General features: G+C 38.3%; 21 protein-coding genes and 1 tRNA gene. 17 read left to right on the forward strand and 5 right to left on the reverse strand.

The window, feature by feature from the left end; translation table 11 throughout:
- Positions 1 to 665 precede the first annotated feature (665 nt).
- The 9 genes from dnaA to rpsR all read left to right on the forward strand — a co-directional run bounded on the left by dnaA (position 666) and on the right by rpsR (position 10,705).
- On the forward strand, positions 666 to 2,033 hold the full coding sequence (gene dnaA / locus GYM71_RS00005; protein ID WP_220220416.1) for a chromosomal replication initiator protein DnaA: 1,368 nt from the start codon (positions 666 to 668) through the stop codon (positions 2,031 to 2,033).
- A gap of 172 nt (positions 2,034 to 2,205) precedes the next feature.
- Positions 2,206 to 3,336 (forward strand): DNA polymerase III subunit beta, encoded by a 1,131-nt coding sequence (gene dnaN, locus GYM71_RS00010; protein ID WP_103752639.1) that lies wholly within the window; start codon positions 2,206 to 2,208, stop codon positions 3,334 to 3,336.
- 217 nt (positions 3,337 to 3,553) lie between these two features.
- Positions 3,554 to 3,775 carry a S4 domain-containing protein YaaA gene (gene yaaA / locus GYM71_RS00015; protein WP_103752640.1) on the forward strand — a complete coding sequence of 74 codons (222 nt, stop codon included), beginning with the start codon at positions 3,554 to 3,556 and terminating at the stop codon, positions 3,773 to 3,775.
- Between the two features lie 5 nt (positions 3,776 to 3,780).
- Positions 3,781 to 4,917 (forward strand): DNA replication/repair protein RecF, encoded by a 1,137-nt coding sequence (recF, locus tag GYM71_RS00020; protein ID WP_220220417.1) that lies wholly within the window; start codon positions 3,781 to 3,783, stop codon positions 4,915 to 4,917.
- The gene (gyrB, locus tag GYM71_RS00025) at positions 4,910 to 6,874 is read left to right on the forward strand and encodes a DNA topoisomerase (ATP-hydrolyzing) subunit B (protein ID WP_103752642.1); all 1,965 of its coding nucleotides are present in this window, start codon (positions 4,910 to 4,912) and stop codon (positions 6,872 to 6,874) included. The genes recF and gyrB overlap by 8 nt, the downstream gene beginning before the upstream one ends.
- A 9-nt stretch (positions 6,875 to 6,883) precedes the next feature.
- Positions 6,884 to 9,373: a DNA gyrase subunit A gene (gyrA, locus tag GYM71_RS00030; protein WP_103752643.1), complete on the forward strand. Its 2,490-nt coding sequence runs from the start codon at positions 6,884 to 6,886 to the stop codon at positions 9,371 to 9,373.
- A 198-nt stretch (positions 9,374 to 9,571) separates the two neighbouring features.
- The gene (gene rpsF / locus GYM71_RS00035) at positions 9,572 to 9,868 is read left to right on the forward strand and encodes a 30S ribosomal protein S6 (protein ID WP_220220418.1); all 297 of its coding nucleotides are present in this window, start codon (positions 9,572 to 9,574) and stop codon (positions 9,866 to 9,868) included.
- A gap of 50 nt (positions 9,869 to 9,918) precedes the next feature.
- A complete protein-coding gene (ssb, locus tag GYM71_RS00040) occupies positions 9,919 to 10,446 on the forward strand; it encodes a single-stranded DNA-binding protein (RefSeq protein WP_103752645.1) in 528 nt (175 codons plus the stop codon).
- Positions 10,447 to 10,468: 22 nt separating this feature from the next.
- The gene (rpsR, locus tag GYM71_RS00045; protein ID WP_090093298.1) at positions 10,469 to 10,705 is read left to right on the forward strand and encodes a 30S ribosomal protein S18; all 237 of its coding nucleotides are present in this window, start codon (positions 10,469 to 10,471) and stop codon (positions 10,703 to 10,705) included.
- A 112-nt stretch (positions 10,706 to 10,817) separates the two neighbouring features.
- Here the strand turns inward: rpsR and GYM71_RS00050 are convergent, their stop codons facing one another.
- Together GYM71_RS00050 and GYM71_RS00055 are read right to left on the reverse strand one after the other, a co-directional pair.
- Positions 10,818 to 11,141 (reverse strand): DUF4260 family protein, encoded by a 324-nt coding sequence (locus GYM71_RS00050; RefSeq protein WP_220220419.1) that lies wholly within the window; start codon positions 11,139 to 11,141, stop codon positions 10,818 to 10,820.
- 16 nt (positions 11,142 to 11,157) lie between these two features.
- Positions 11,158 to 11,556 carry a MerR family transcriptional regulator gene (locus GYM71_RS00055; protein ID WP_103752647.1) on the reverse strand — a complete coding sequence of 133 codons (399 nt, stop codon included), beginning with the start codon at positions 11,554 to 11,556 and terminating at the stop codon, positions 11,158 to 11,160.
- Between the two features lie 341 nt (positions 11,557 to 11,897).
- Between GYM71_RS00055 and GYM71_RS00060 the strand changes: the two genes are divergently transcribed.
- From GYM71_RS00060 to GYM71_RS00075, 4 genes are all read left to right on the forward strand, one after another.
- Positions 11,898 to 13,919: a DHH family phosphoesterase gene (locus GYM71_RS00060; RefSeq protein WP_220220420.1), complete on the forward strand. Its 2,022-nt coding sequence runs from the start codon at positions 11,898 to 11,900 to the stop codon at positions 13,917 to 13,919.
- 11 nt (positions 13,920 to 13,930) lie between these two features.
- Entirely contained in the window at positions 13,931 to 14,386 is a 456-nt protein-coding gene (gene rplI, locus GYM71_RS00065) for a 50S ribosomal protein L9 (RefSeq protein ID WP_103752649.1), read from the forward strand.
- A 30-nt stretch (positions 14,387 to 14,416) separates the two neighbouring features.
- The gene (gene dnaB, locus GYM71_RS00070) at positions 14,417 to 15,802 is read left to right on the forward strand and encodes a replicative DNA helicase (RefSeq protein ID WP_220220421.1); all 1,386 of its coding nucleotides are present in this window, start codon (positions 14,417 to 14,419) and stop codon (positions 15,800 to 15,802) included.
- 169 nt (positions 15,803 to 15,971) lie between these two features.
- Positions 15,972 to 16,130, forward strand: a complete 159-nt coding sequence (locus GYM71_RS00075) for a YtxH domain-containing protein (RefSeq protein WP_127326213.1) — start codon at positions 15,972 to 15,974, stop codon at positions 16,128 to 16,130.
- Positions 16,131 to 16,198: 68 nt separating this feature from the next.
- Here the strand turns inward: GYM71_RS00075 and GYM71_RS00080 are convergent, their stop codons facing one another.
- The 3 genes from GYM71_RS00080 to GYM71_RS00090 form a co-directional block, all read right to left on the reverse strand.
- On the reverse strand, positions 16,199 to 17,398 hold the full coding sequence (locus GYM71_RS00080) for a DUF2974 domain-containing protein (RefSeq protein ID WP_220220422.1): 1,200 nt from the start codon (positions 17,396 to 17,398) through the stop codon (positions 16,199 to 16,201).
- A 118-nt stretch (positions 17,399 to 17,516) separates the two neighbouring features.
- Complete coding sequence (locus GYM71_RS00085; protein WP_220220423.1) at positions 17,517 to 18,218, reverse strand: MgtC/SapB family protein; 702 nt, start codon at positions 18,216 to 18,218, stop codon at positions 17,517 to 17,519.
- Between the two features lie 217 nt (positions 18,219 to 18,435).
- Complete coding sequence (locus GYM71_RS00090) at positions 18,436 to 19,191, reverse strand: MurR/RpiR family transcriptional regulator (RefSeq protein WP_220220424.1); 756 nt, start codon at positions 19,189 to 19,191, stop codon at positions 18,436 to 18,438.
- A gap of 160 nt (positions 19,192 to 19,351) precedes the next feature.
- Between GYM71_RS00090 and GYM71_RS00095 the strand changes: the two genes are divergently transcribed.
- From GYM71_RS00095 to GYM71_RS00110, 4 genes are all read left to right on the forward strand, one after another.
- A complete protein-coding gene (locus GYM71_RS00095) occupies positions 19,352 to 20,755 on the forward strand; it encodes a glycoside hydrolase family 1 protein (protein ID WP_220220425.1) in 1,404 nt (467 codons plus the stop codon).
- Between the two features lie 24 nt (positions 20,756 to 20,779).
- On the forward strand, positions 20,780 to 22,183 hold the full coding sequence (locus GYM71_RS00100; protein ID WP_220220426.1) for a PTS transporter subunit EIIC: 1,404 nt from the start codon (positions 20,780 to 20,782) through the stop codon (positions 22,181 to 22,183).
- 153 nt (positions 22,184 to 22,336) lie between these two features.
- Positions 22,337 to 22,409, forward strand: a tRNA-Thr gene (locus tag GYM71_RS00105).
- Positions 22,410 to 22,682: 273 nt separating this feature from the next.
- Complete coding sequence (locus GYM71_RS00110; protein ID WP_220220427.1) at positions 22,683 to 23,177, forward strand: hypothetical protein; 495 nt, start codon at positions 22,683 to 22,685, stop codon at positions 23,175 to 23,177.
- The last annotated feature ends 76 nt before the right edge of the window (positions 23,178 to 23,253 follow it).

Genomic DNA, 23,253 nt, shown 5'->3' on the forward strand with positions numbered 1-23,253 from the left:
CTAAAATGTAAGCAAGTTATGAAAACAGCCACTAACTAATTCAATGAAGTTGAATTCTTCACGCGTTTACCTTGCAGTTAAGCTAAAAGCAGTTAAGCTAAAAAGCACTGGTATAAGTTTTATTTTATGCATGCTAATCGCTATCATCTTTTTTTAATAAAAAGTGTTTTGCCCATGAACAACCGCTAGCATGAATTAGTTAATTTTGAGCTTTAATTTGTAAAACAAGCAGCCCCTTTTTACCGACAATAGCATTTTTATTATTCAATGTATTTAGGAGCAAATTGGTACCAAGTTTTAACATTTTTTCAGATAATTACTTATGTATCTTGTTTACAAAAGACCGGCATTTTTTATCCACAATTTATGACACACAGCAGTTTGCACAAGTTTATCCACAAGACACAACCTGTTAAAAAAGATATTCACAGCATGTGGATATCTCGCTGCCTTATTCATCTCTTTTACTGGTAAATTAATAAAAATAATCCACAGGATTGCCTGCAAATTTCTCATTTCAAGATTTATTTCTCGCAAAATTTGTGTATCTTTCTAAAATATCTATCCACAACTTGTTGATTTTGGATTAATGTTATTCACTTGTGGAAAACATTTTATTTAGATGGTACAATAAGTTTTGCTTAACGTTATCGGAGGGACTTATTTTGTTTGACATCAATAAATTTTGGCAGCATTTTAACGATGAAATGCGTGAACGTTTTAATGAAGTTGCCTACAATGCTTGGTTTAAAAATACTAAACCCGTTTCCTATAATAAGGAAACTCATGAACTAAAAATTGCCGTCCAAAATCCGGTTACTAAAGGATATTGGGAAAAGAATTTGTCTACGCAGCTCATTCAGTCAGCATACGGATATGCCAATATTGAAGTGATTCCTGTTTTTCAGATCGAAGGCGATAGCAGTACTGAACGGCTCGTAACCCCAAAGCCGCAGACACAGCCATTACGTGAAAAGACGCAAAGACAAGAAACCAATGCATTTGTCCGCAATCTTAAGCTGAATGATAAATATACTTTCGATAACTTTGTTCAAGGTGAAGGAAATAAACTTGCAGCAGGTGCTGCTTTAGCTGTTGCCGATAGTCCTGGTAGTTTTTATAATCCGCTTTTTATCTTTGGTGGCGTGGGGCTAGGTAAGACACACTTGATGCAAGCGATTGGTCACCAAATGCTGGCAGAACGACCAAATGCGAAAGTCGTTTATATCCAAAGTGAAACCTTCGTTAACGACTTCATCAATTCCATTAAAAATAAAACGCAGGATCAATTCCGGGAAAAATATCGTACCTGCGACTTATTGTTAGTCGACGATATCCAATTTTTTGCCAAAAAAGAGGGTATTCAAGAAGAATTCTTCCATACTTTTGAAACACTCTATAACGATCAAAAACAGATTGTTATGACGAGTGACCGGCTGCCAACCGAAATTCCTGACTTGTCCGAAAGACTGGTATCTCGGTTTACCTGGGGGCTGCAAGTTGAGATTACGCCACCCGATCTGGAAACGCGAATTGCAATCTTGCGGAAAAAAGCCGAAGCTGAAAATCTCATTATTGATGACAGCACACTCGATTACATTGCTTCACAAGTTGATACCAATATTCGTGAGCTTGAGGGTGCCTTGGTTAAAGTCCAGGCGCATGCAACAATTGAGCATGAAGACATTAATGTCAATTTAGCTCGCGAAGCCCTAGCAGATCTAAAACTGGTGCAAAAAAATCAAGGCTTACAAATTTCTAAAATCCAAGAAGTCGTTGCTAATTATTTCCAAACTTCAACTTATGAATTGAAAGGAAAAAAGCGGGTAAGGCAGATTGTCGTACCGCGCCAAATTGCAATGTACCTGTCTCGTGAATTAACTGATTCCAGCTTACCTAAAATCGGCCAAGAATTTGGCGGCAAGGACCACACAACGGTGATGCATGCTTGCGATAAAATTAGTCGCGAAATAAAAACGGACTCAGATATCAAAACAGCAGTTTTTGATTTGAAACAGATGCTTGATCGCTAAAAAGTGCTTAAGTGTGGAAAACTTTCAGTCTTGTACACATTTTCTTAACCGTCATAATTACGTTATTTTAGGGCAAATTAAGTTTTTCAACAGAAATCACAGGACCTACTAATACTACTTAATTAAATATATAATTAATAAATAAAACAAATGCCAATCTAGGAGGTAACAAATGAAATTTACCGTAAACAGAAATCTGTTCGTTGATAATCTAAACAATGTAATGCATGCTATTTCTTCTCGCGCTACGATACCGATATTAAGCGGAATCAAACTCAACTTAACTGAAGATGAACTTCTTTTAACTGGTAGTGATTCTGACATTTCAATCGAAATTAGAATTCCGGTAAGTGAAGATTTAACTGTTGAATCAACTGGTGCAATTGTGTTACCAGCCCGGTTTTTCAGTGAAATTATTAGACGTTTGCCAGGTAAGGAATTTTCACTTGAAGTAAAAGAAAGTTTCCAAACACAAATCATCTCTGAAAATAGTGAATTCACGATTAATGGTCTTGATGCCAATAACTATCCAAGATTACCGGAAATTCCTGACGAGTCCTCTTTTATCATCTCAGGAAAAACTTTCCGTGAAATCATTAATGAAACCCAATTTGCAGTTGCAACCCAGGAAAGCCGTCTGGTTTTAACAGGTGTTCACTTTGACTTTGGCCCTGAGCGGATTCACGCTGTAGCGACTGACTCACATCGTCTTTCGAGTCGCGCATTGACGTTAGAAAATGGACCACAAGCTAAAACTGACTTAATTATTCCTGGTAAAAGCCTGCTTGAATTAGCACGTATTATCGGGGAAACTGATCCAGAAATTAAAGTTTGTCCGGGTGAAAATCAAGTACTCTTTGAAATTGGTAATATTCTGTTCTATTCACGTTTGCTTGAGGGCAGCTACCCTGATACTGAACGCTTGATTCCAAGCGAAAGCACGACAAGTGTTGAATTTGATTTAGCTGAGCTTTCTAGCGCACTTGACCGTGCAAGTCTGTTAACTCACGCTGGCCGCAACAATGTTGTTGATTTAACCCTAGATACTGAAAATCAAACAGCTAAATTATCGGGTGAATCGGCAGAAATTGGTAACGTAGAAGAAGATGTTGCCTTTAAGAAATTGGAAGGCAAGAACTTGAAGATTTCCTTCAACCCTGATTATTTGCGTGATGCTCTGCGAGCTTCGGTAACTGATTCGGTTGTAATGGAATTTACCCAGCCGCTGCGGCCTTTCACTGTAAATCCAGATAAAGATGATATCGACTTTGTGCAATTAATCACACCAGTTAGAACTTTTTAAACAAACTTTTAGTTAATAATGAAAAAGGCCATCGAAATGATGGTCTTTTCTTTGGCAATTTTCTCAAAATAGACAAAAAAGGCGTCTTATTCTATTTTTACTGTCATTCACTGTGATATGTTTATTTATAAAAAAATCGTTTATAGGGCTTTATATTGCGCTTAAAGTTGTATTTTACCTGTGAAACGCATATACTTAACTATAGGTAATTAAAGTGATGAAGGTGGATATTATCAAAGAGTTTAAGGTAAAGGGTGAGTATGTCACTCTCAGTCAATTTTTAAAAGAAGAAAGTATCATTTCTTCCGGTGGTCAAGCTAAGTGGTATCTGCAAGAAAATCCCGTTATCTTGAATGGGATTAAGGAAAATCGCCGTGGAAAAAAGATTAGACCTGGCGATCAGATTGAAGTTGCCCAAGAAAGATATGAATTTCGGTAACCTGAATGTATCTCAAGCACTTTATTGCACAAAATTATCGTAATTTACAGCAATTAGACGTAGTTTTTGATCCCAATGTCAATATTTTTATCGGGCAAAATGCGCAGGGCAAGACTAATCTGCTTGAGGCGATTTACTTTTTGGCATTAACGAGATCACATCGGACAAGTAGTGATAAAGAATTAATTGCTTTTGACCAGGATTATGCAAATATTTCTGGTCATGTATATAAAAGCCAAATTGATTTATCCTTAAGGGTATTAATTACCAAAAAGGGTAAAAAAGTCTGGGTTAATCGGATCGAACAAGCCAAACTGTCAAAGTATGTTGGACAGTTAAATGCAATTTTGTTTTCTCCAGAAGATTTAGATTTAATTAAAGGAGCACCGACACAAAGGCGGCGCTTTATGGATCAAGAATTTGGCCAGATTAATTCGGAATATCTTTATTTTGCCGGTAAATACAGACAGGTATTGCAACAAAAAAATAACTATCTGAAATTACTGGCAAAAGGACAAGCACGGGACATGATGTTTCTAGATGTTTTGTCCGATCAATTGGCTGGGGTTGCGGCTGAAGTGATTGTTCGGCGATTTAAATTCTTAAAGTACTTAGATCGTTATGCTCAAAACGCATATGAACACATAAGTTCCAGCAATGAAAAATTGACACTTCATTATCGACCATCAGTCAAGGAAGTAACTGAATCTGATAGTGTCGAAGAGGTATATCGCAAACTACTTGCTAATTACCAAAAAAATCAAAAGGTCGAATTACTGAAAAAAACAACTCTTAGTGGACCTCATCGTGATGATATTGAATTTGAATTAGATGGCAAGGATGCACATTTATATGGCTCGCAAGGCCAACAGCGAACAATTGCGCTTAGTGTTAAACTTGCGGAAATCCAATTAGTACATCATTTAACTGCCGAATATCCATTACTTTTACTCGATGATGTAATGAGTGAGCTTGATCATGACCGTCAAAGTGCTCTGCTCAACTACATTCATGGTAAGACACAAACTTTTATTACAACAACAGATCTCGAAGGTATTTCCTGGGAAATAATTAAAAAGCCTAAGGTATACCGGATTAAATCAGGGAAGATTTATTTAGAAGAGGGGAAATTGAATGGCTGATCAGAAGAAAGACAACCTCGACCAAATCAAGCAATATGAAAAAGAAGCTGATAAATATAATGCCAGCCAAATTCAAGTTTTAGGCGGGCTTGAAGCTGTTCGTAAACGGCCGGGTATGTATATTGGCTCCACAAGTTCTCAAGGCTTGCACCACCTAGTTTGGGAAATAATTGATAATGGTATTGATGAGAGCTTGGCAGGCTTTGCAACTAAGATCGAAGTTACCATCAATGAAGATGGTAGCGTAACTGTTCAAGATGATGGACGGGGAATTCCAGTTGACATTGAGAAAAAGACCGGTCGTCCAGCGCTTGAAACTGTCTTTACTGTTCTTCACGCCGGTGGTAAATTTGGCGGTGGCGGCTATAAAGTATCTGGTGGATTGCACGGTGTTGGTGCTTCAGTAGTTAATGCATTATCAACCAAGCTAGATGTTACAACAATGCGTGATGGCAAAAAGTACTTTATTGACTTTGATCACGGTCGTGTTGATCATGAAATGAAAATGACTGGTACTGTGCCGTTGACTGATCATGGTACAATTGTTCACTTCTTCCCAGATCCTGATATCTTCACTGAAACTACTTCATTTGATGATAAAATCTTAAAAAATAGAATACGTGAATTAGCCTTTTTGAATAAAGGCTTAAAACTGACGTTTACGGATAAGCGAAAAGATAGCGCCGAAACGGATGTTTATCATTACGAGGGTGGTATTCAAGAATACGTTTCGTTCCTAAATCGTGATAATGAAGTTTTATTTGATAAACCAATTTATGTAGAGGGGACTTTCAGCGACATTAATGTCGAAGTTTCTTTGCAATATACTAAGGGTTATAAAACAACTTTGATGACTTTTGCTAATAACATTCATACCTACGAAGGCGGAATGCATGAAGCAGGGTTCAAGACAGCCTTAACGCGTGTAGTTAACGATTATGCTCATAAGACTAAATTACTGAAAGATAATGATGATAATTTGTCTGGTGAAGATATTCGTGAGGGTATGACAGCAATCGTTTCTGTTAAGCACCCAAACCCACAATTCGAAGGTCAGACTAAGACCAAATTAGGTAATTCCGATGCTAGAACGGCAGTTGACCGGGCATTTTCTGAAACTTTCAATGCTTTCTTAATGGAAAATCCGCAAGTTGGCCGAAAGATTGTTGAAAAAGCACAGTTAGCTGAACGTGCTAGAACTGCTGCTAAGCGTGCTCGTGAAGTTACCCGAAAGAAATCAGGCTTAGAAATTGCTAATTTGCCAGGGAAATTGGCAGATAATACAAGTAATGATCCAAGTATTTCAGAATTATTCATTGTCGAGGGTAATTCAGCTGGCGGTTCTGCTAAGCAAGGCCGTTCAAGATTAACACAAGCAATTTTACCGATTCGTGGTAAAATTCTGAATGTTGAAAAAGCTTCGATGGATCGTATTTTGGCCAATGAAGAAATTCGGTCATTATTTACAGCATTAGGAACTGGTTTTGGAGCTGATTTCGATGTTTCCAAGGCCCGTTACCATAAGCTGATTATTATGACTGATGCCGATGTCGACGGGGCCCATATTAGAACGCTGCTGTTAACACTCTTTTACAACTATATGCGTCCAATGATCGACAAAGGATATGTCTATATCGCTCGTCCGCCTCTATACCAAGTTCGTCAAGGCAAGGTAATCAGATATTTAGATACTGATGAGGAATTGCATGACTACCTAGGCAGCTTGCAGCCAAGTCCAAAGCCAACGGTTCAGCGGTATAAGGGATTGGGTGAAATGGACCCAGAACAATTATGGGAAACGACCATGAATCCTGAAAATAGGCGGCTAGATCGGGTTAGTCCGGAATATGCTAAAAATGTCGATGAGGTGTTTGAATTACTTATGGGTAACGAAGTCGCACCGAGACGTAGTTTCATTGAAAGCAACGCTAAGTACGTTGAAAACTTGGATGCTTAGGAGGTTTAAATGGATAACGACAACCAAAGTCAAGATCACAGAATAAGAAACGTTGACTTGACCAACGTGATGAACAGTTCATTTTTGGATTATGCGATGTCAGTTATCGTAGCACGGGCTTTGCCTGATGTTCGCGATGGTTTGAAACCAGTCCAGCGTCGTATTCTTTACGGAATGAGCGAATTAGGCGTTACACCTGATAAACCATATAAGAAATCGGCCAGAATAGTTGGGGAAGTTATGGGTAAGTTTCACCCCCACGGAGATTCCTCAATTTATTTGGCGATGGCGCACATGGCACAAGATTTTAGCTACCGGTATATGCTGGTGGACGGTCACGGTAACTTTGGTTCGGTCGACGGTGATGAACCAGCCGCAATGCGTTATACCGAGGCACGAATGAGTAAAATCGCGGTTGAAATGCTGCGTGATATCAATAAAAATACTATTGATTGGCAACGTAACTACGATGACTCTGAAAATGAACCAGTTGTTTTACCAGCTAGGATTCCTAACCTGCTTGTCAACGGGACAAGTGGAATTGCCGTTGGTATGACCACGAATATTCCACCACATAACCTTTCTGAAGTTATTCAAGGATTGCATATGTTGATGGACAATCCAGAAATAACTACTAAAGAGTTGATGAAGGCAATTCCGGGACCAGATTTTCCAACTGGCGGAACGATTATGGGTCGAGGCGGTATTTACCGCGCTTATGAAACTGGTCGGGGCAACATTGTTGTTCGGGCTAACACTAATATCGAAACCGAAAAAAGTGGTCGTGAGCGAATTGTAGTTACTGAGATTCCGTACTTGGTCAATAAGGCTGAATTAGTAAAGAAGATTGCTGATTTAGCTCGTTCTAAGACAATTGACGGAATCACTGGCGTTCGTGATGAATCCGACCAATCTGGGATGCGAATTACCATTGATGTTCGGCGTGATGCCAGCGCAAGTGTTATTTTGAATAATTTATTCAAGCAGACACAGATGCAGGCCAACTTCGGCATGAATATGGTGGCAATTGTTGATGGCGCCCCACATTTCCTAAGCTTAAAGGAAATGCTGCAATACTACTTGCAACACCAAGAAGATGTTGTTACTAGAAGAACCAAGTTCGATCTTGCTAAAGCTGAAGCTAGAGCTCATATTCTTGAAGGTTTGAAGATTGCACTAGATCACATTGATGAAATTGTTCATATTATTCGTCAAAGTGAATCAAGTGATATTGCTAAAGCTGCTTTAATTAGTCGGTTTGGATTAGATGACAAGCAGTCGCAAGCGATCCTGGATATGCGGTTAGTTCGCCTGACCGGATTGGAACGCGATAAAGTTGAAGCTGAATATAAAGAATTAAAAGCCAAAATTGCGGACTACCAAGATATTCTTGCACGACCAGAAAGAATTAACGAGATTATTTATGACGAACTGCTTGATATTCAAAAGCGCTTTGGTGATGATCGCCGAACCAAGATTGGCGAAGGAGAAGTTGTTTCGATTGAAGATGAAGATTTGATCGAAAAACAAGATGTCTTGTTAACCTTGACTCACAGTGGCTACATTAAGCGGATGCTGATTAATGAATTTAAGACCCAAAACCGTGGTGGTAAAGGGATTAAAGGCATGGGCATTAAAGATGGTGACTTCATCGAAAACTTAATGTATTCAAGCACGCATGATTTATTGTTATTCTTTACTAATAAGGGAAAAGTCTACTCTAAGAAAGCTTACGAAATTCCTGAATTTGGTCGGACAGCTAAGGGTTTGCCGATTGTCAATCTCCTTCAGTTTGAGAAGGGCGAAAAAATCCAGACAATCATTAATATTCCTGAAGATGCAGATGATAAGTACCTCTTCTTCATTACCAAGATGGGAACTGTCAAACGGACCCACGTTAGTGAATTTGCCAATATCAGAAATAGTGGTTTAATTGCTCTAACGCTGCGCGATGGTGATGAATTGAGTAATGTCTTACCAACCGATGGTAAGCAAGATATCTTGATTGGTACTCATTTGGGCTATGCTGTTCGCTTTAACGAAACAACTGTCCGCTCTATGGGACGAACTGCTGCTGGTGTCCGGGGAATTAATCTTCGTGACCATGACTATGTAGTCGGTTCCGGTGTCGTTAAAGATAGCGATGAAGTTTTAGTCATTTCTGAAAAAGGCTACGGCAAACGGACCAGCGCTAGTGAGTATCCGGTTAAAGGCCGTGGCGGTAAGGGAATTAAGACTGCCAATGTCACGGAAAAGAATGGACCATTGTCTGGCGTTACTGTAGTAGATGGTTCACAGGATATTATGGTCATTACGGATGACGGAATTATGATCCGCTTTAAGATTACGGATGTTTCTCAAACTGGTCGAAGCACAATTGGTGTTCGCTTGATTAAAGTTGGTGATGGTAGTAAGGTTGCAAGTCTTGCTGTTGTGCCTGCTGAAGAAGACCAAGAAGTTGCAAATGACGAAGAAACAACTGCTGAATCAGAAGAATAATTAAGAAAAAAATTATCAGACTTTTTTGCGTATTTAATTGTGAGGGATGAAAAAATTCCTTGTAGGATCACGTGAAGATAGTTTGGTAATTTTTTGTTTCTGTGCTAAAATTAGTGCTTGCGAGTAATAAAACTAAATTACTCCTTGTTCTTGAATTTTTAGCAAGAACCATTTAGTCCAAAAGGAGGTGCACTAGTAATGACAACTACTAAGTATGAAATAACTTATATTATTAAGCCTGATATTGATGAAGAATCAAAAAAGGCGCTAGTTGAAAACTATGATAAGGTTATTGCCGATAATGGTGGTACGATGGTTGAGTCAAAAGACTGGGAAAAGCGTCATTTCGCATATGAAATTAACAAATACCGTGAGGGAACTTATCACGTTATGACTTTCACTGCAGACAACGCTGACGCAGTTAACGAATTTGACCGTTTATCTAAGATTGACACTGCTGTTTTGCGTTCAATGACTGTCAAAGTTGGCGAATAAAAAATAGTAACTTATCGTTTTCGTGATTTAGGAAAGGAAGGACCTAAAGTATGATTAATCGAGTTGTACTTGTTGGCCGTTTAACACGTGATCCTGAATTACGTACTACTGGGAGTGGAATCTCGGTTGCTACGTTTACTCTTGCCGTTGATCGTCAGTATACTAACGCTCAAGGCGAGAGAGGTGCGGATTTTATTAGCTGTGTAATTTGGCGAAAAGCAGCAGAAAATTTCTGTAACTTTACGTCTAAAGGATCACTTGTTGGTATTGACGGCCGAATTCAAACCAGAAGTTACGATAATAAAGATGGGCAAAGAGTATATGTGACCGAAGTTGTCGTTGATAACTTTGCATTGCTTGAATCACGTAAAGATCGTGAAGCCCGTGGTCAAAATGGTGGCTTTACACCAACTGATAACGGCAATTTTGGTAATCAAAATACCAATAATTCGCCAAACATGGGACCATCTAATCAGAATAATCCGCTAAATAGCAGTAATCAATCTGATAATACCCAAGATCCATTTGCTGGTTCGGGTGACACGATTGATATTTCTGATGATGATCTTCCATTCTAATTTTAAGGAAAGGACCTAGGATATGGCTCAACAAAGAAGAGGCGGCCATCGTCGTCGTAAGGTTGACTTTATCGCAGCCAACCACATTGATTACGTTGACTACAAGGACGTTGATCTGTTGAAACGTTTTATCTCCGAAAGAGGTAAAATCTTACCACGTCGTGTCACTGGCACTAGCGCTAAGAATCAACGTAAAGTAGCTAAGGCAATCGAAAGAGCTCGCATTATGGGCTTGTTGCCATTCGTTACTGAAGACTAATTAAGTCAAATAAAATAAAAGGCGGAAAAGTTAATTTTCCGCCTTTTTTGTGGTTTATTAAATATTTTTTTGTAAAGCGGCAGTTAATTCCGCCCAAAACTAAAATTATTCTTTATCGCGGCATTAAGCCCCAGCCAAATGTCCGGTCTAAGCAGATATGTGCCAGCCATATTAGGTTAAAGTTGATTAACTGGGTTGTTCTTAAATGGGGAAACAAAGTCAAAATGGTCAAAAAGATTAACGGAAATACAAGTAAATGACCGAGATTATAAAGAACATTTCCCACCTGAGGTGATATTGCATAGCCAGCTGCCCCAAGATCAAAAACTAGGTACCAGGCAATAAAAAATAGTAATGAACCATCGTTTTTCCAGTATGCTACTAATAGAAAAATTAGTGCGGCAAGATAGTCCAATTTATAAAGATAAGCAATCATATTTTTTCCTTCCAGTTTATAATTCGCCTAACTGTTTTAAGCTATTTTCGATTTCGTCAATTGAGGCTTCTTCTTCAATTTTGTTTTTAAGTTCAGCTAGAATTTTTGTCATTTTGGTATAAAAAATGGCTTGTTGCTGACAATCCTGTGCTTTTTTCGTTACTAGTTTTAAGGTCTCTTTGTCGCAGTAATTGCTTTTAGGGCTTTGATATAAGGCAACAGCTTGTTTAACTTCTGGTAACTTGAGCTGTGCGTGACGCAGATTGGTAATAAACTTCATTAATGCAGCATCGGCATCAGTGTAGTCTCTATAGCCATTTCTGTTACGTTGGGGATGCAATAGCCCAATTTTTTCATAGTAACGCAGGGTATCAGTACTAATATTTACTAGTTTAGCGAATGCGGCAATTTTCATTATCCAAAGCCTCCATGAATTCAGTATCACATTGGAGTATACTCCAAAGTCAAGAATTAATAATATAAAAATAGCGCCTAGTACCACCAGCTAGGTGACTTTTTATCCGCTGTTTTGCTGACTTTAATTTTTAAGCACCAATTTTTATTAGAATGATGCAAGGAAAGCAAGCAGCCTGCTCCAGCCTGCGATAATCGTCGACTTTAGCTTAATTTAAAGATAACCCGGTACCTGCTACTTGTTAGCAGCAATAAAAGCTTAATATTCAGGAGTTTCTTATCAAGTGATTACAAGGTATAATAATAATGATGTACTATACATTAATTTAGGAAGGATCTTACATGAAAGATTTTTTACGTAAGCTTGAATTTCCTGCTTTTATCAAGGATTCACGTTTGACAGCTTCTGTCATTATCATCTTGGCACTGTCACTTTTAGGCAGTATTGTTGCGATGATCATGAATCCATTATTCGGTTTGGCAATGGTACTAATTTTTATTTTGACTGTTGCTTGTACCGTTTATGGTGCTTATATACTTGCTGGTAACGCGAATAACTTTGCTGTCAGTTTGTCTTATCGGATTAAGCGCAGCGAACAAGAAGCGATGATTAAAATGCCTCTTGGCATCTTGCTGTATGACAAGGACAGACAAATTCAGTGGGTAAATCCATATTTACAGCTTTATTTAAAGGATGAAGACCTGATTGGACACACGATTAAATCAGTTGATCCAGATTTAGATAAGTTAATTGATGATTTGTTAAAGGCTAAAACTGCTGAAAATCACGTTGTGAATTGGGATGGTCACCAATTTGAAATGGTCATCCAGAATAATTTGGGTGTGATCTATTTACTTGATATTACGCGTTATGCGAAAATTGAACAGAAATATAATAATGAGTTGTTAGCAATTGGCCAAGTATTTATTGATAATTACGATGAACTAAGCGAAACGATGCATGATCAGGAACTTACGACTACGAGTTCTTATGTGCAAAATACTCTGAGTGATTACGCCAAAAATTACAATGCCTACCTTAAGCGGATTGATGAGGATCATTTCTTGCTACTGTTACATATGCAGGATTTAGCTAAAATGGAAAAAGATAAGTTCTCCGTTTTGGATAAAATGCGGCTAGAAACCAGCCGTAATAATACGCCATTGACCTTATCGATTGGAATTGCTTTTGGCAGTAGTTTAATTACCGAATTGGCTGACCAAGCCCAGTCTAACCTTGACTTGGCTTTAGGACGAGGCGGTGACCAGGTTGTTTTAAGTCAACCTGGAAAGGCCGCGCGTTTTTATGGCGGCAAGTCCAATCCAATGGAAAAACGGACACGTGTGCGTGCACGAATGGTTTCCCAAGCAATTAGTGAATTGTTTAAAGAAGCTGACCGGGTTTTTGTTGTTGGTCATGCTAATCCGGATATGGATTCAGTGGGTAGTGGAATTGGTGTCGTTAAGATTGCCAGATTGCATAATGTTAAGGCGAACTTTGTGCTAGACGTCAACAAGACAAACTATGATGTTGGCCGGTTAGTTGCCAAGATGCAAAAAGTTAAAGAAGACACCGATATGTTTATCTCGCCAGACGATGCTTTGGAAAGTTTAACTGACAAGTCAATGCTAGTTATGGTTGATCATTCAAAATATTCGATTACTTATTCAAAAGATTTATACGATCGGCTGAAGAATCGCATTATTGTAATTGATCACCATCGCCGCGGTGAAGAATTCCCTGAAAATCCTATGCTGACATACGTTGAGCCCTATGCCTCGTCCGCATGTGAACTTGTCACTGAAATGGTAGAATACCAACAACCAAGTTCAGGTCAGCGGGTCTTGACCGATTTGGAAGCGACAGCAATGCTAGCTGGTATTACGGTTGATTCACGTGAATTCTCGCTAAGAACGGGAACGCGGACATTTGATGCGGCGAGCTATCTGCGCTCAATTGGTGCTAGCTCTGTTGGCGTAAGCGAGCTGCTTAAGGAGGATATCGATAGTTTCCTTGAGCGCACACGCCTAGTCAGCAGCCTAAAAATGATCGGGCCAAAAATGGCTGTTTTGTGCGGTGATGATGACCAGATTATTGATCCAATAATTACTGCTCAAGCCGCGGATACGGCACTTGATTTGGAAAATGTTGAAGCTAGTTTTGCAATTACTCGGCGCAGTAAAGACACCATTAGCATTTCTGCTCGTTCGATGGGCGAAATCAATGTCCAGGTAATTATGGAAAAATTAGGCGGTGGCGGCCATTTATCTAATGCTGCAACGCAAATTAAAGGTGTTACAGTTCAAGAGGCACTTGCCAAACTGCTTAATGCAGTTGATACTTATGAAAAAGAAAATGAATAGAGGTAAGCAAAATGAAAGTTATTTTTACTAAAGATGTTAAAGGCCGCGGCAAACGTGGTGAAGTTAAGAACGTTCCAGATGGCTACGCCCAAAACTTTTTATTAAAACGCGGTTTAGCTAAAGAGGCTAATAAGGCCAACATGCACACTTTAGAGCGCGTAGAAGCCAATGAAAAGGCTGCTTACGAAAGTGAAAAGGCAGAAGCTGAAAAAATTAAGGCTCAGCTTGACCAAGATGAAACTGTAGTCAACTTTAAGTCAAAGGCTGGTTCAGATTCACGTCTCTTTGGTTCAATTTCCGGCAAGAAAATTGTTGAGGGCTTAGAGGATCAGTTCGGAATTAAGCTCGACAAGCGCAAATTAAACCTGCCTGAGCCAATTAAAACCTTAGGCTATACAAATGTACCTGTTAAGTTATTTAAGGGCATAGAGGGCAAAATTCGTGTCCACGTTACTGAACAGGAATAACTTTAATTTAATAAAAAGTGGTCATGATTAATGGATAATATCGTTTCGCAACAAATACCGCACGATGATGAAGCGGAAAAAGCCGTTTTAGGTGCAATTTTTATTGATCCAGAGGCAATTGCCGACGCCAGTGCGGAGGTTGAGCCGGGTGACTTTTATAAAAAAGCTAATCAATTAATCTTTCAAGCAATGCTTGATTTATCAGATCGCGAAGATGCAATTGATCCGCTAACTTTACAAGATGAATTAACCAAAAAGAATCAGCTGGATGATATTGGCGGAATTGCTTATGTTTCGGAACTTGCCATTGCCACCCCTACGGCTGCTCATATCGTTTATTATGCCAAGATTGTTCACCGTAAGGCATTATTGCGGCGGCTTATTTCTGCCAGTCAAAAAATCATTTCGAACGCAATGCAGGATTCAGACGATGTTACTGCAATTCTAGATGATGCCGAAAGTGAAATCATGAATGTTTCTTCGGAAAACAATGCAAATGGCTTTCGGGGAATCAAGGATATTGTTAATGCCGCAATTGAAGAAATCAATAGTATTCCTGAAGACGGCAACATGGTTACTGGTCTGCCCACAGGCTTTGTCGAACTAGATAAAATGACTACGGGTTTCCACGATGATGAATTAATTATTATTGCTGCCCGTCCAGGTGTTGGTAAAACTTCTTTTGCACTGAATGTTGCTCAGTATGTTGGGTTGCATACTGACAAAACGGTCGCCATGTTTTCTTTGGAAATGAGTGGCGAGCAGCTGGTACAAAGAATGCTAGCCTCTGAAGGCCTAATTAATTCGCAGCATCTAAGGACTGGTCAATTGGACGAAGAGGAGTGGCGCAAATTGATCGTAGCGTCTGGCTCTTTGGCCAATGCCAGCATCTATATTGATGATACGCCAGGAATTAAAATGAGTGAGATTAGAGCACAGGCTCGCCGACTTGCCAAGGAAAAAGGCAACTTAGGCTTAATTGTGATCGATTATCTGCAGCTGATTGAAGGGCCACGCAGCGAATCACGCCAACAAGAAGTCTCGGCAATTTCGCGGCAATTGAAAAAATTGGCTAAAGAACTACATGTGCCGGTTATTGCTCTGTCTCAGTTATCGCGTTCAGTTGAGCAGCGCCAGGACAAGCGGCCTGTCTTATCTGATATCCGTGAATCTGGTTCTATTGAACAGGATGCCGATATTGTTTCTTTTTTGTATCGGGATGATTATTACCGCGAAGAAAATGAGGAAGATGGTGATGATCAACAAGAAGTTGGTGCAGAAGATGATAATGGTGAAGTAGAAGTCATTATTGAAAAGAACCGGTCTGGTAGCCGGGGGACGGTTAAATTAATGTTCTCTAAGCCATATAACCGCTTTTCAAACCTCGATTATAGTCACGATCAACCTGATCAGTAAACAATACTATATAATTTGTGCTTAAAATATAAAAATCCTATTATTACAGCTGTTATTCTGAATACTAATCCAAAAATAAAGCATATTTAATGACTTAGTTAATTTAAGATTGTACTATTAAGGTGTAAATAGATTATTTTGCTTATTTTTTAGGAAAGGACCTAGAATTATGGCTGATAAAGGATTTAAAGATAAAGTAGCAGGAAAAGCTAAAGAATTAAAGGGTAAGGTACAGCAAGCTGCAGGTGATATGAAAGACAAAGCCCAAGATGCTGCTGACAATGTCAAAGATAAAGTCGATGACGCCAAGGATAATATGAAAAAATAATACTTGGTAAAAAAAGAGTTGAGGAATATTTCCTCAACTCTTTTTTGTGTTACACGTGAAACTAATTGCTAACGTAATTTGTTTTTAACTTCTGGGGGCAGCTCCAAATTAGGGTGCTCCGGATCATAAAATTCGTAAAAGACAGGAGCCTTATTTGAATCATTACTCTTAGGATAGAGTTCATAATTATTAGCCATTAACGGCAGCGTCATATTATTTTTATAGGAATCCCAAATCTTACCTAAAATTTGAGCAATTAGCTTACGCTCTTGGGGCTCAAGTGATAAAAAGACCCGACTGAAACGGTAAGTTCCAACCAGTTTATTATTTGTCAGCTGATGTGCTTCCTCAATATCGGCATTTTCAAAGGCTTCGAATAAATCAGAAAATGCTTCACCGCGTTCTTCTTTGGGAATGGAATGATTAAAGTTAATTAGAGCATGACGGAGTACACGACTGCCAGAAGATAATCCTTTTGCCAGGGTAAAACTGTCACGACCAACTGACCAGCGTCGTGGGTCATGCTGGTTGCGCATTGCCGCCGTACTTTTGACAACAATTGTTTGCTCAGGATGGTCAAGCATTGCACCAAAAATTGAACTCTGTGGAATGTAGGTTTTCATTTTAGGCATTGCCTGGACAAAACCGGGACTAGTATAAACCTTATGGAAAAATCCCGGACCATCAAAACTAAGCGCTTTAACCACTCTTTCTTGTGTTTCGGGCTTAGCAGCACTTAGGGCATATTGGGCAAAATTCCCGCCTTTTGAATGACCCAAGAGATAAATTCGCTTTTCAGGAAACTTGGTCGCGATTTCTTCCAAATATTTTGCCGCTACGCTTTGACCGTAAATTTCCGGCAAATAGTTCATGCGCATATCTTCTTTCCAACCAATCATGGTACCATCAGTACCACGAAAGGCGATAGCAATGGTATCTTTTGCAATTGAAAATGTTGCAGCACTGAATTGTAGTGGATACGGGTCGTCTTCTAGCCTGTCAGTCCAGTCAAGAATTTTTATATTGCCGATTCTAGGACTCTCGGCAAGTAAGATGATTTCTGCAGCAGTTTCAGAATGCATCTGGTGCTGAAAAGATGCCAAATTACGCAATTTTTCTGCTAATTCAGCTAATGTGTGTCCAACGCTAGAATCGTCTGCGGGAAGATAAACTAATGAAGATAATAAAGCGGCATCGATACTGTTAAAAGGCTTTTCTGCGAAAGTAAGATCACCGCGCCAACGTAAATAATCAAGTGGACCAGCCATAAAAATTACTCCTTTTTATTAAAATTACCACTTTTCAGCAGCCATTGTAGCTAATTTGATTTTTAAGAACAAAAAATAAGCAATAGTTAATTTCTATTGCTTATTGTAAAACAATCAGTTATTTACCGAGACTATCGTAACTGATTCGTTTAATGTCAGGATATTTCCGCAAGGCCATAATAATATCATTTTCATCAATATTATTATTAATAATACCATCGGCAAAGAAAATAATCTTTTCATCACTAACAAATAAAATTTTGACAGAGGCATTTTCAACGTGATTTGCGGCTAATTCATGTTGAATTGTTTCCAAAATATGGGGGCGATTAACTGCCTCAATTTGAACATTAAACCGGATATGCATGATGATTTTATCAATAATATTGTCATCATGAAATAGCATCTGAATAACAAATAACAGGGCTGTAGCCAGAACGCCTAAGAAGTATAATCCAGAACCAATAGCCATACCAATTGCGGCTGTTGCCCAGATGCCTGCAGCTGTAGTCAATCCAGAAACCTGATCTTTTTTGATCAAGATTGTTCCGGCACCAATAAATGAAATACCAGATACAATTTGCGCGGCTATACGTGAGGCATCAAATTCTATGCCGGAAGTTTTTATCACATCATAGAATCCGTACTTGGAAACGATCATAAATAGTGCAGAAGAAAATGCTACAACAATGTGGGTTCTAACACCCGCACTCTTTCTCTGTATTGCTCGTTCATAGCCGATTAAGGCCCCGCATAAAGAGGCCACCAATAACCTTAATAACCAGGGTAATTGGGCATTAATCGGTGTTATATTTGCCATTATATCAATATCACTCCATTTCTAAATAAACCACGTTATATTATACTCTAAAATAAATGGTATTAGAATATAGTTTTTTAATGTTTACGCAAAAATGGGCGGATAAGACCAGTAAAATCATTGACTTTATCGGGTTTCAGCAGGTTATCAAAGTGAAGTTGCTTTTTAAGTAGTCTATAAAAAATAATTATTAAGGTAGTAGATAATAATTACTTAACTAATATTTATTTGGCTTTGAATACTTAACGACTTCGTTAGTTAATAAATCATTGAAAAGATAAAACAATAAGTGATTGCTAATTGAATATTTATTGAGGTCACGGGCATTAGGCAAGATATAGGTTTCGGTTGTAGCAAAGGGCAGGCTCTTAGCAGCAGTGACGGCAAACACATTTGCCTTACTTTTAACTGCACCGCCAGCAATGCTATTGGTCAAAGCGCTTTTACCGGAAACCGTATAAATGATGACTAAGTCACGTGGTTGAAAGACATAACTAAGATCGTCAGAATAGTAAATTTTTTCAACGACTTCACTATAAATATTCAAAGTCTGCAAATTATACTTCAATTGATCTGCGCAGGGGGACGATTTTCCGGTGGCCACAATCTTAATAGAAACAGATTGGAGGATTTGTTCAGCCAGTTTTTTAAGATTTAAATTAGTCGCAATTAACTGATCCAGCATTTGCTTATATGATTCAATCATCAGATTAATTGACGAGTTGTTTGAATTGCGGTCGATTTTTTGCGCAAAATACGCATTGACGGCATATTTAAATTCGGTGTAACCCTGAAAGCCTAATGTTTTACAAAAGCGCGTAACGGTATTGCGGGATACGCCGATACTTTGCGCTAAGCTAGTTATATTTTTTTCAACGACTAATTCTGGAAATTCTAGTAGAGAATCAGCGACAATTTTTTCTTGCCTGGTTAATTGCGGAAGTGCAGATTTAATTAATAAAAAAATATCCATAACGGTTGCCTTTCTAAAGTTTGTTTCACTTTTTGTGCAGTCGCACATATAAAATATTATAGATGTGCTATTGCATAAGTAAAAGAAACATTTTAAAATTAGTAGTGAATATACAATATAAGTTGTTATTCACTACTTTAAAGTAAAAGGAGGTACTTAGGTGAACAATAGATTTCCAGCAGATTTTTTATGGGGAGGTGCTATTTCAGCTAATCAAAGTGAAGGTAATTGGCGTGCCGATAATAAAGGTCCGTCAGTTGCGGATATCATGCGGACAAATGAGCGTATTTCACCCTCACTAGCAGAGGTTACTGCGCGACTGCAAGATAAGCATGATGAACGCTATCCTAAAAGAAACGGGATCGACTTTTATCATACTTACGAGCAAGACTTGCAATTGCTTGCGCAAACGGGTTGCAAGGTCTTCAGAACATCAATTGCTTGGAGCAGAATATTTCCACGCGGCGATGAAAAAGAGCCTAATCAGGCTGGACTTGACTTTTATTATAAGCTATTTAGTAGTTGTAAAAAACTAGGACTAAAAATAATGGTCACTTTGTCTCATTATGAAATGCCAATTTACTTAGTTGAGCATTATGGTGGTTGGAAAAATCGCCAGTTGATTGATTTTTATGTCAATTATTGTCAGACAGTGGTCAAAGAATACGCGGATTTAGTTGATTTTTGGCTACCATTTAATGAAATCGATAGCGTATTTCGGCATCCGTTTATTAGTGCTGGTTTGGTCAAAGAAGATCAGAGTATGGCTAACTTGTGTCAAGCAATGCATTACCAATTTGTAGCTAGCGCAAAGATAACCAGTTATATTCACCAAATAACTAAGGCGCAAGTGGGTTGTATGATCACAGGAATCCAGATTTATCCGGCAACAAGTAAGCCAGAAGATAATTTCTTAATCGAGCAAGTGCGCCAACAAATGTATCTTGCTGGGCAAGTTCAAATACAGGGCAATTATCCCAAGCGAATTTTAAAGATGATGACAAAAAAGTTCGATTTGGATATTACTGCTGCGGACTTGCACTTGCTTAAGCAAGGTACGGGCGATTTTCTGGCTTTTAGCTACTACACTTCAATCATGAAGGGGGTTGAAAATAGTGGCGCAAAAGCTGAAGGCAATACGATTAGTGGTCAAAGAAATCCATATTTAGCATCGTCGAAATGGGGTTGGCAAATTGACCCTGTGGGCTTGAGAACATTATGTTTAGATTTAGCCGATCGGTTTGATGTTCCCCTTTTTATTGTTGAAAATGGTTTGGGAGCAGAAGATCAAGTAACACAGGATCACCAAATCCACGACGAATATCGCATGCAGTATTTGCAAAAGCACATAGAACAATTGAGTCTGTCTTTGAACGAAGATGGCGTTGATATTATGGGCTATCTTATTTGGGGAATGATTGATATTGTCAGTTCTTCAACTGCGCAAATGAGTAAACGCTATGGTCTAATTTATGTTGATTATGATGATGAAAATCATGGCAGTGGTCGCAGGTTAAAAAAGGATAGCTTTTACTGGTATCAAAATTTGATGAAGGAAAATTAATGTTAATGATTGGGGGTTAAGCGAATGGATGATAGATTATTTGCCCAAAAAATTCTTGAATTAGTGGGCGGTCAGGATAATGTTGAAAAATCCTGGCATTGTGCAACGCGTTTACGGATTATTCCTAATGATGCAGCAAAAATTAACTTGGAGGAGTTAAAGAAACTTAAAGGTGTATTAGGTGTTGTTCAGAGTGGTGAACAATGTCAAATTGTTATTGGTAACCAAGTTGGCAGTATTTACCAAGAGTTTCAAAAATTGCTAACACAGAAAAACGACAATGCAAGTCAGCCAGCTAGCGAAACTAAACCCGAAAAAAAGAAGACTAACATTTTTAGTCGAATGTTATCAGCTTTAGTTGGTTGTATTACGCCGTTAATCCCAGTTTTGATTGCAGGCGGAATGGGCAAATGTATTGTCATGCTATTGCCAATGCTCAAAATCTTAGATAAAACTTCTAGTACTTATCAAATTTTATACTTTATCTTCGATTCATCGTTTTACTTCTTACCTGTTTTTGTAGCTATTGCAGCAGCTAAGCAGTTTAAAACAAATATTTACTTATCAGCCTTAGTTGGCGCGACTTTGATTAATCCGACTTTTATTGCGATGATTCAAAGCGGTAAACCGCAGAACTTGTTTGGTATTCCGGTTGTCCCAGCCAGTTATGCCAACTCTATTATTCCTGCTATTGTGGCAATTTGGGCACTTAGTTATATAGAACATTTCTTTGACCGTTATCTTTGGCGGCCAATTAAAAGCTTTATGGCCCCTTTATTAAGTATTATGATCGTAGTACCGCTAACATTGTTGGCCATTGGACCAGCAATGACATGGGTCTCGAAGGGGATATCGTTAGTCATGTTTTTCCTAAGCGGAAAACTTGGGCCATTTGCTATTGCTATATTTGCACTAATCTACCCATGGATTGTAACTACAGGGATGCATTCGGCCTTAGCAATTGCAGGGCTAGAAGCAATTACCAAGCGCGGATTTGACCCGTTTACACGAGTGCTGACACTATTGCACAACATCACTCAAGGTGCTGCAACATTGGCAGTTGCTGTTAGAACCAAAGATGAGGAATTACGTGCAACAGCCATCTCAGCAGCGTTAACAGTCTTTTGTGCCGGTATTAGTGAGCCATGCTTATACGGTGTAACACTAAAATATCGTAAGCCAATGTATTCTTGTATGATTGGCGGCTTTGCTGGTGGTATTTATGCGGGAATCATGGGCGTTAATGCCTATGTCTTTATGACACCAGGATTAATTACCCTACCAATGTGGATTAACCCCAATAATACCGGTAACTTACAAAACTTACTAAATGCAGTCATTTCAGCAGCAATTGCTGCAATCGTGACTTTTGTTGTTCAGCTCTTCATGGGAATCGACGAGCCAAAACAAGAAGCAGTAAGTGAGTAAAATTATTTGTAAATTAGATTGAAATAGCGATTTTAAGCCTTCAGCTGGCAACAAAATCGCTTTTTTGCTGCAAAAAATAAATTTACTGGTAAAAAGTACTTGCGTAAAGCTAACTGATATGGTTTAATAAATATCGTTGTCGAGTTTGACAATGCTGACTTAGCTCAGTTGGCAGAGCACGTCACTAGTAATGATGAGGTCGGAGGTTCGAATCCTCTAGTCAGCATTTAGAAGAATTATTCAAATTCATTAACCTTGATTTATCAACGTTTTACGCAGGTAAGTTAAGGTTAATTTTAGTTTATAAAAGATAATAAAGAACACAAACGGAACACGCAAAATAGCGTGTTCCGTGAAAAAACTTTTAGATAGAAATAAAAGCTAATATATCAACCTTATTAGCCACTTTTACGTGTGCAGAAGTGTGCACAAAACTAATATTGTATTATTGTTTTAAAATTAGAATTTCTAATAGTATACTGAATTATAAGAGAATTGCTTGAAAATAGAAGGAAGTAAAATTGAAATGAATCAAATGAGTAATAATAGAATAAAAAAAGTAGTAATAAGTACAATTAGTATAGCTTTTACGATTTTATTATTTGGTTTATTTGCTACGCATACTAATAGCAAAAATAATATTACTAATCAGGTACAAGCTTCAAGTCTCACAATTCCAAAAAAGATGCGTGGGACTTGGAAATCAAAACCAATCTACTCGTCCGATGCAAAACATATTAAGAAGAATATGGCTGTTCCGGCTATGAAAATGAAGGTGACTGCTAAAAAAGTTAGATGGCATTTTATTGGCTATGTTCCAGCACCCTATAATAGAAAAAAACATACAATTAAATTGGTTTCTAAACAAAATGGCCAACCAGTATTAAAAGGCCATGGTCCATTTCGTGATGATAATTACTTACAAATGAGTGGGAAAAAATTGATTCTTGCATATCATGGTGGCTTTAATCAATTTACTAAAGTAGCAAAATAAAAAAACTAGCTATTTAGTTAATTAAGAACAAATAGTTAGTTCGAATCGGATAGATCAATTTATACGAAAGAAGTTT

Origin of the sequence: Lactobacillus panisapium, from assembly GCF_019469265.1 — a bacterium.
GTDB classification, from domain to species: Bacteria; Bacillota; Bacilli; order Lactobacillales; family Lactobacillaceae; genus Lactobacillus; species Lactobacillus panisapium.

Bases quoted from the DNA above. Each gene is read 5' to 3' on its own strand.
- dnaN (WP_103752639.1), top strand. From the start codon at position 2,206: ATGAAATTTACCGTAAACAGAAATCTGTTCGTTGATAATCTAAACAAT.
- yaaA (WP_103752640.1), top strand. From the start codon at position 3,554: ATGAAGGTGGATATTATCAAAGAGTTTAAGGTAAAGGGTGAGTATGTC.
- recF (WP_220220417.1), top strand. From the start codon at position 3,781: ATGTATCTCAAGCACTTTATTGCACAAAATTATCGTAATTTACAGCAA.
- gyrB (WP_103752642.1), top strand. From the start codon at position 4,910: ATGGCTGATCAGAAGAAAGACAACCTCGACCAAATCAAGCAATATGAA.
- gyrA (WP_103752643.1), top strand. From the start codon at position 6,884: ATGGATAACGACAACCAAAGTCAAGATCACAGAATAAGAAACGTTGAC.
- rpsF (WP_220220418.1), top strand. From the start codon at position 9,572: ATGACAACTACTAAGTATGAAATAACTTATATTATTAAGCCTGATATT.
- ssb (WP_103752645.1), top strand. From the start codon at position 9,919: ATGATTAATCGAGTTGTACTTGTTGGCCGTTTAACACGTGATCCTGAA.
- rpsR (WP_090093298.1), top strand. From the start codon at position 10,469: ATGGCTCAACAAAGAAGAGGCGGCCATCGTCGTCGTAAGGTTGACTTT.
- GYM71_RS00050 (WP_220220419.1), bottom strand. From the start codon at position 11,141: ATGATTGCTTATCTTTATAAATTGGACTATCTTGCCGCACTAATTTTT.
- GYM71_RS00055 (WP_103752647.1), bottom strand. From the start codon at position 11,556: ATGAAAATTGCCGCATTCGCTAAACTAGTAAATATTAGTACTGATACC.
- GYM71_RS00060 (WP_220220420.1), top strand. From the start codon at position 11,898: ATGAAAGATTTTTTACGTAAGCTTGAATTTCCTGCTTTTATCAAGGAT.
- rplI (WP_103752649.1), top strand. From the start codon at position 13,931: ATGAAAGTTATTTTTACTAAAGATGTTAAAGGCCGCGGCAAACGTGGT.
- dnaB (WP_220220421.1), top strand. From the start codon at position 14,417: ATGGATAATATCGTTTCGCAACAAATACCGCACGATGATGAAGCGGAA.
- GYM71_RS00075 (WP_127326213.1), top strand. From the start codon at position 15,972: ATGGCTGATAAAGGATTTAAAGATAAAGTAGCAGGAAAAGCTAAAGAA.
- GYM71_RS00080 (WP_220220422.1), bottom strand. From the start codon at position 17,398: ATGGCTGGTCCACTTGATTATTTACGTTGGCGCGGTGATCTTACTTTC.
- GYM71_RS00085 (WP_220220423.1), bottom strand. From the start codon at position 18,218: ATGGCAAATATAACACCGATTAATGCCCAATTACCCTGGTTATTAAGG.
- GYM71_RS00090 (WP_220220424.1), bottom strand. From the start codon at position 19,191: ATGGATATTTTTTTATTAATTAAATCTGCACTTCCGCAATTAACCAGG.
- GYM71_RS00100 (WP_220220426.1), top strand. From the start codon at position 20,780: ATGGATGATAGATTATTTGCCCAAAAAATTCTTGAATTAGTGGGCGGT.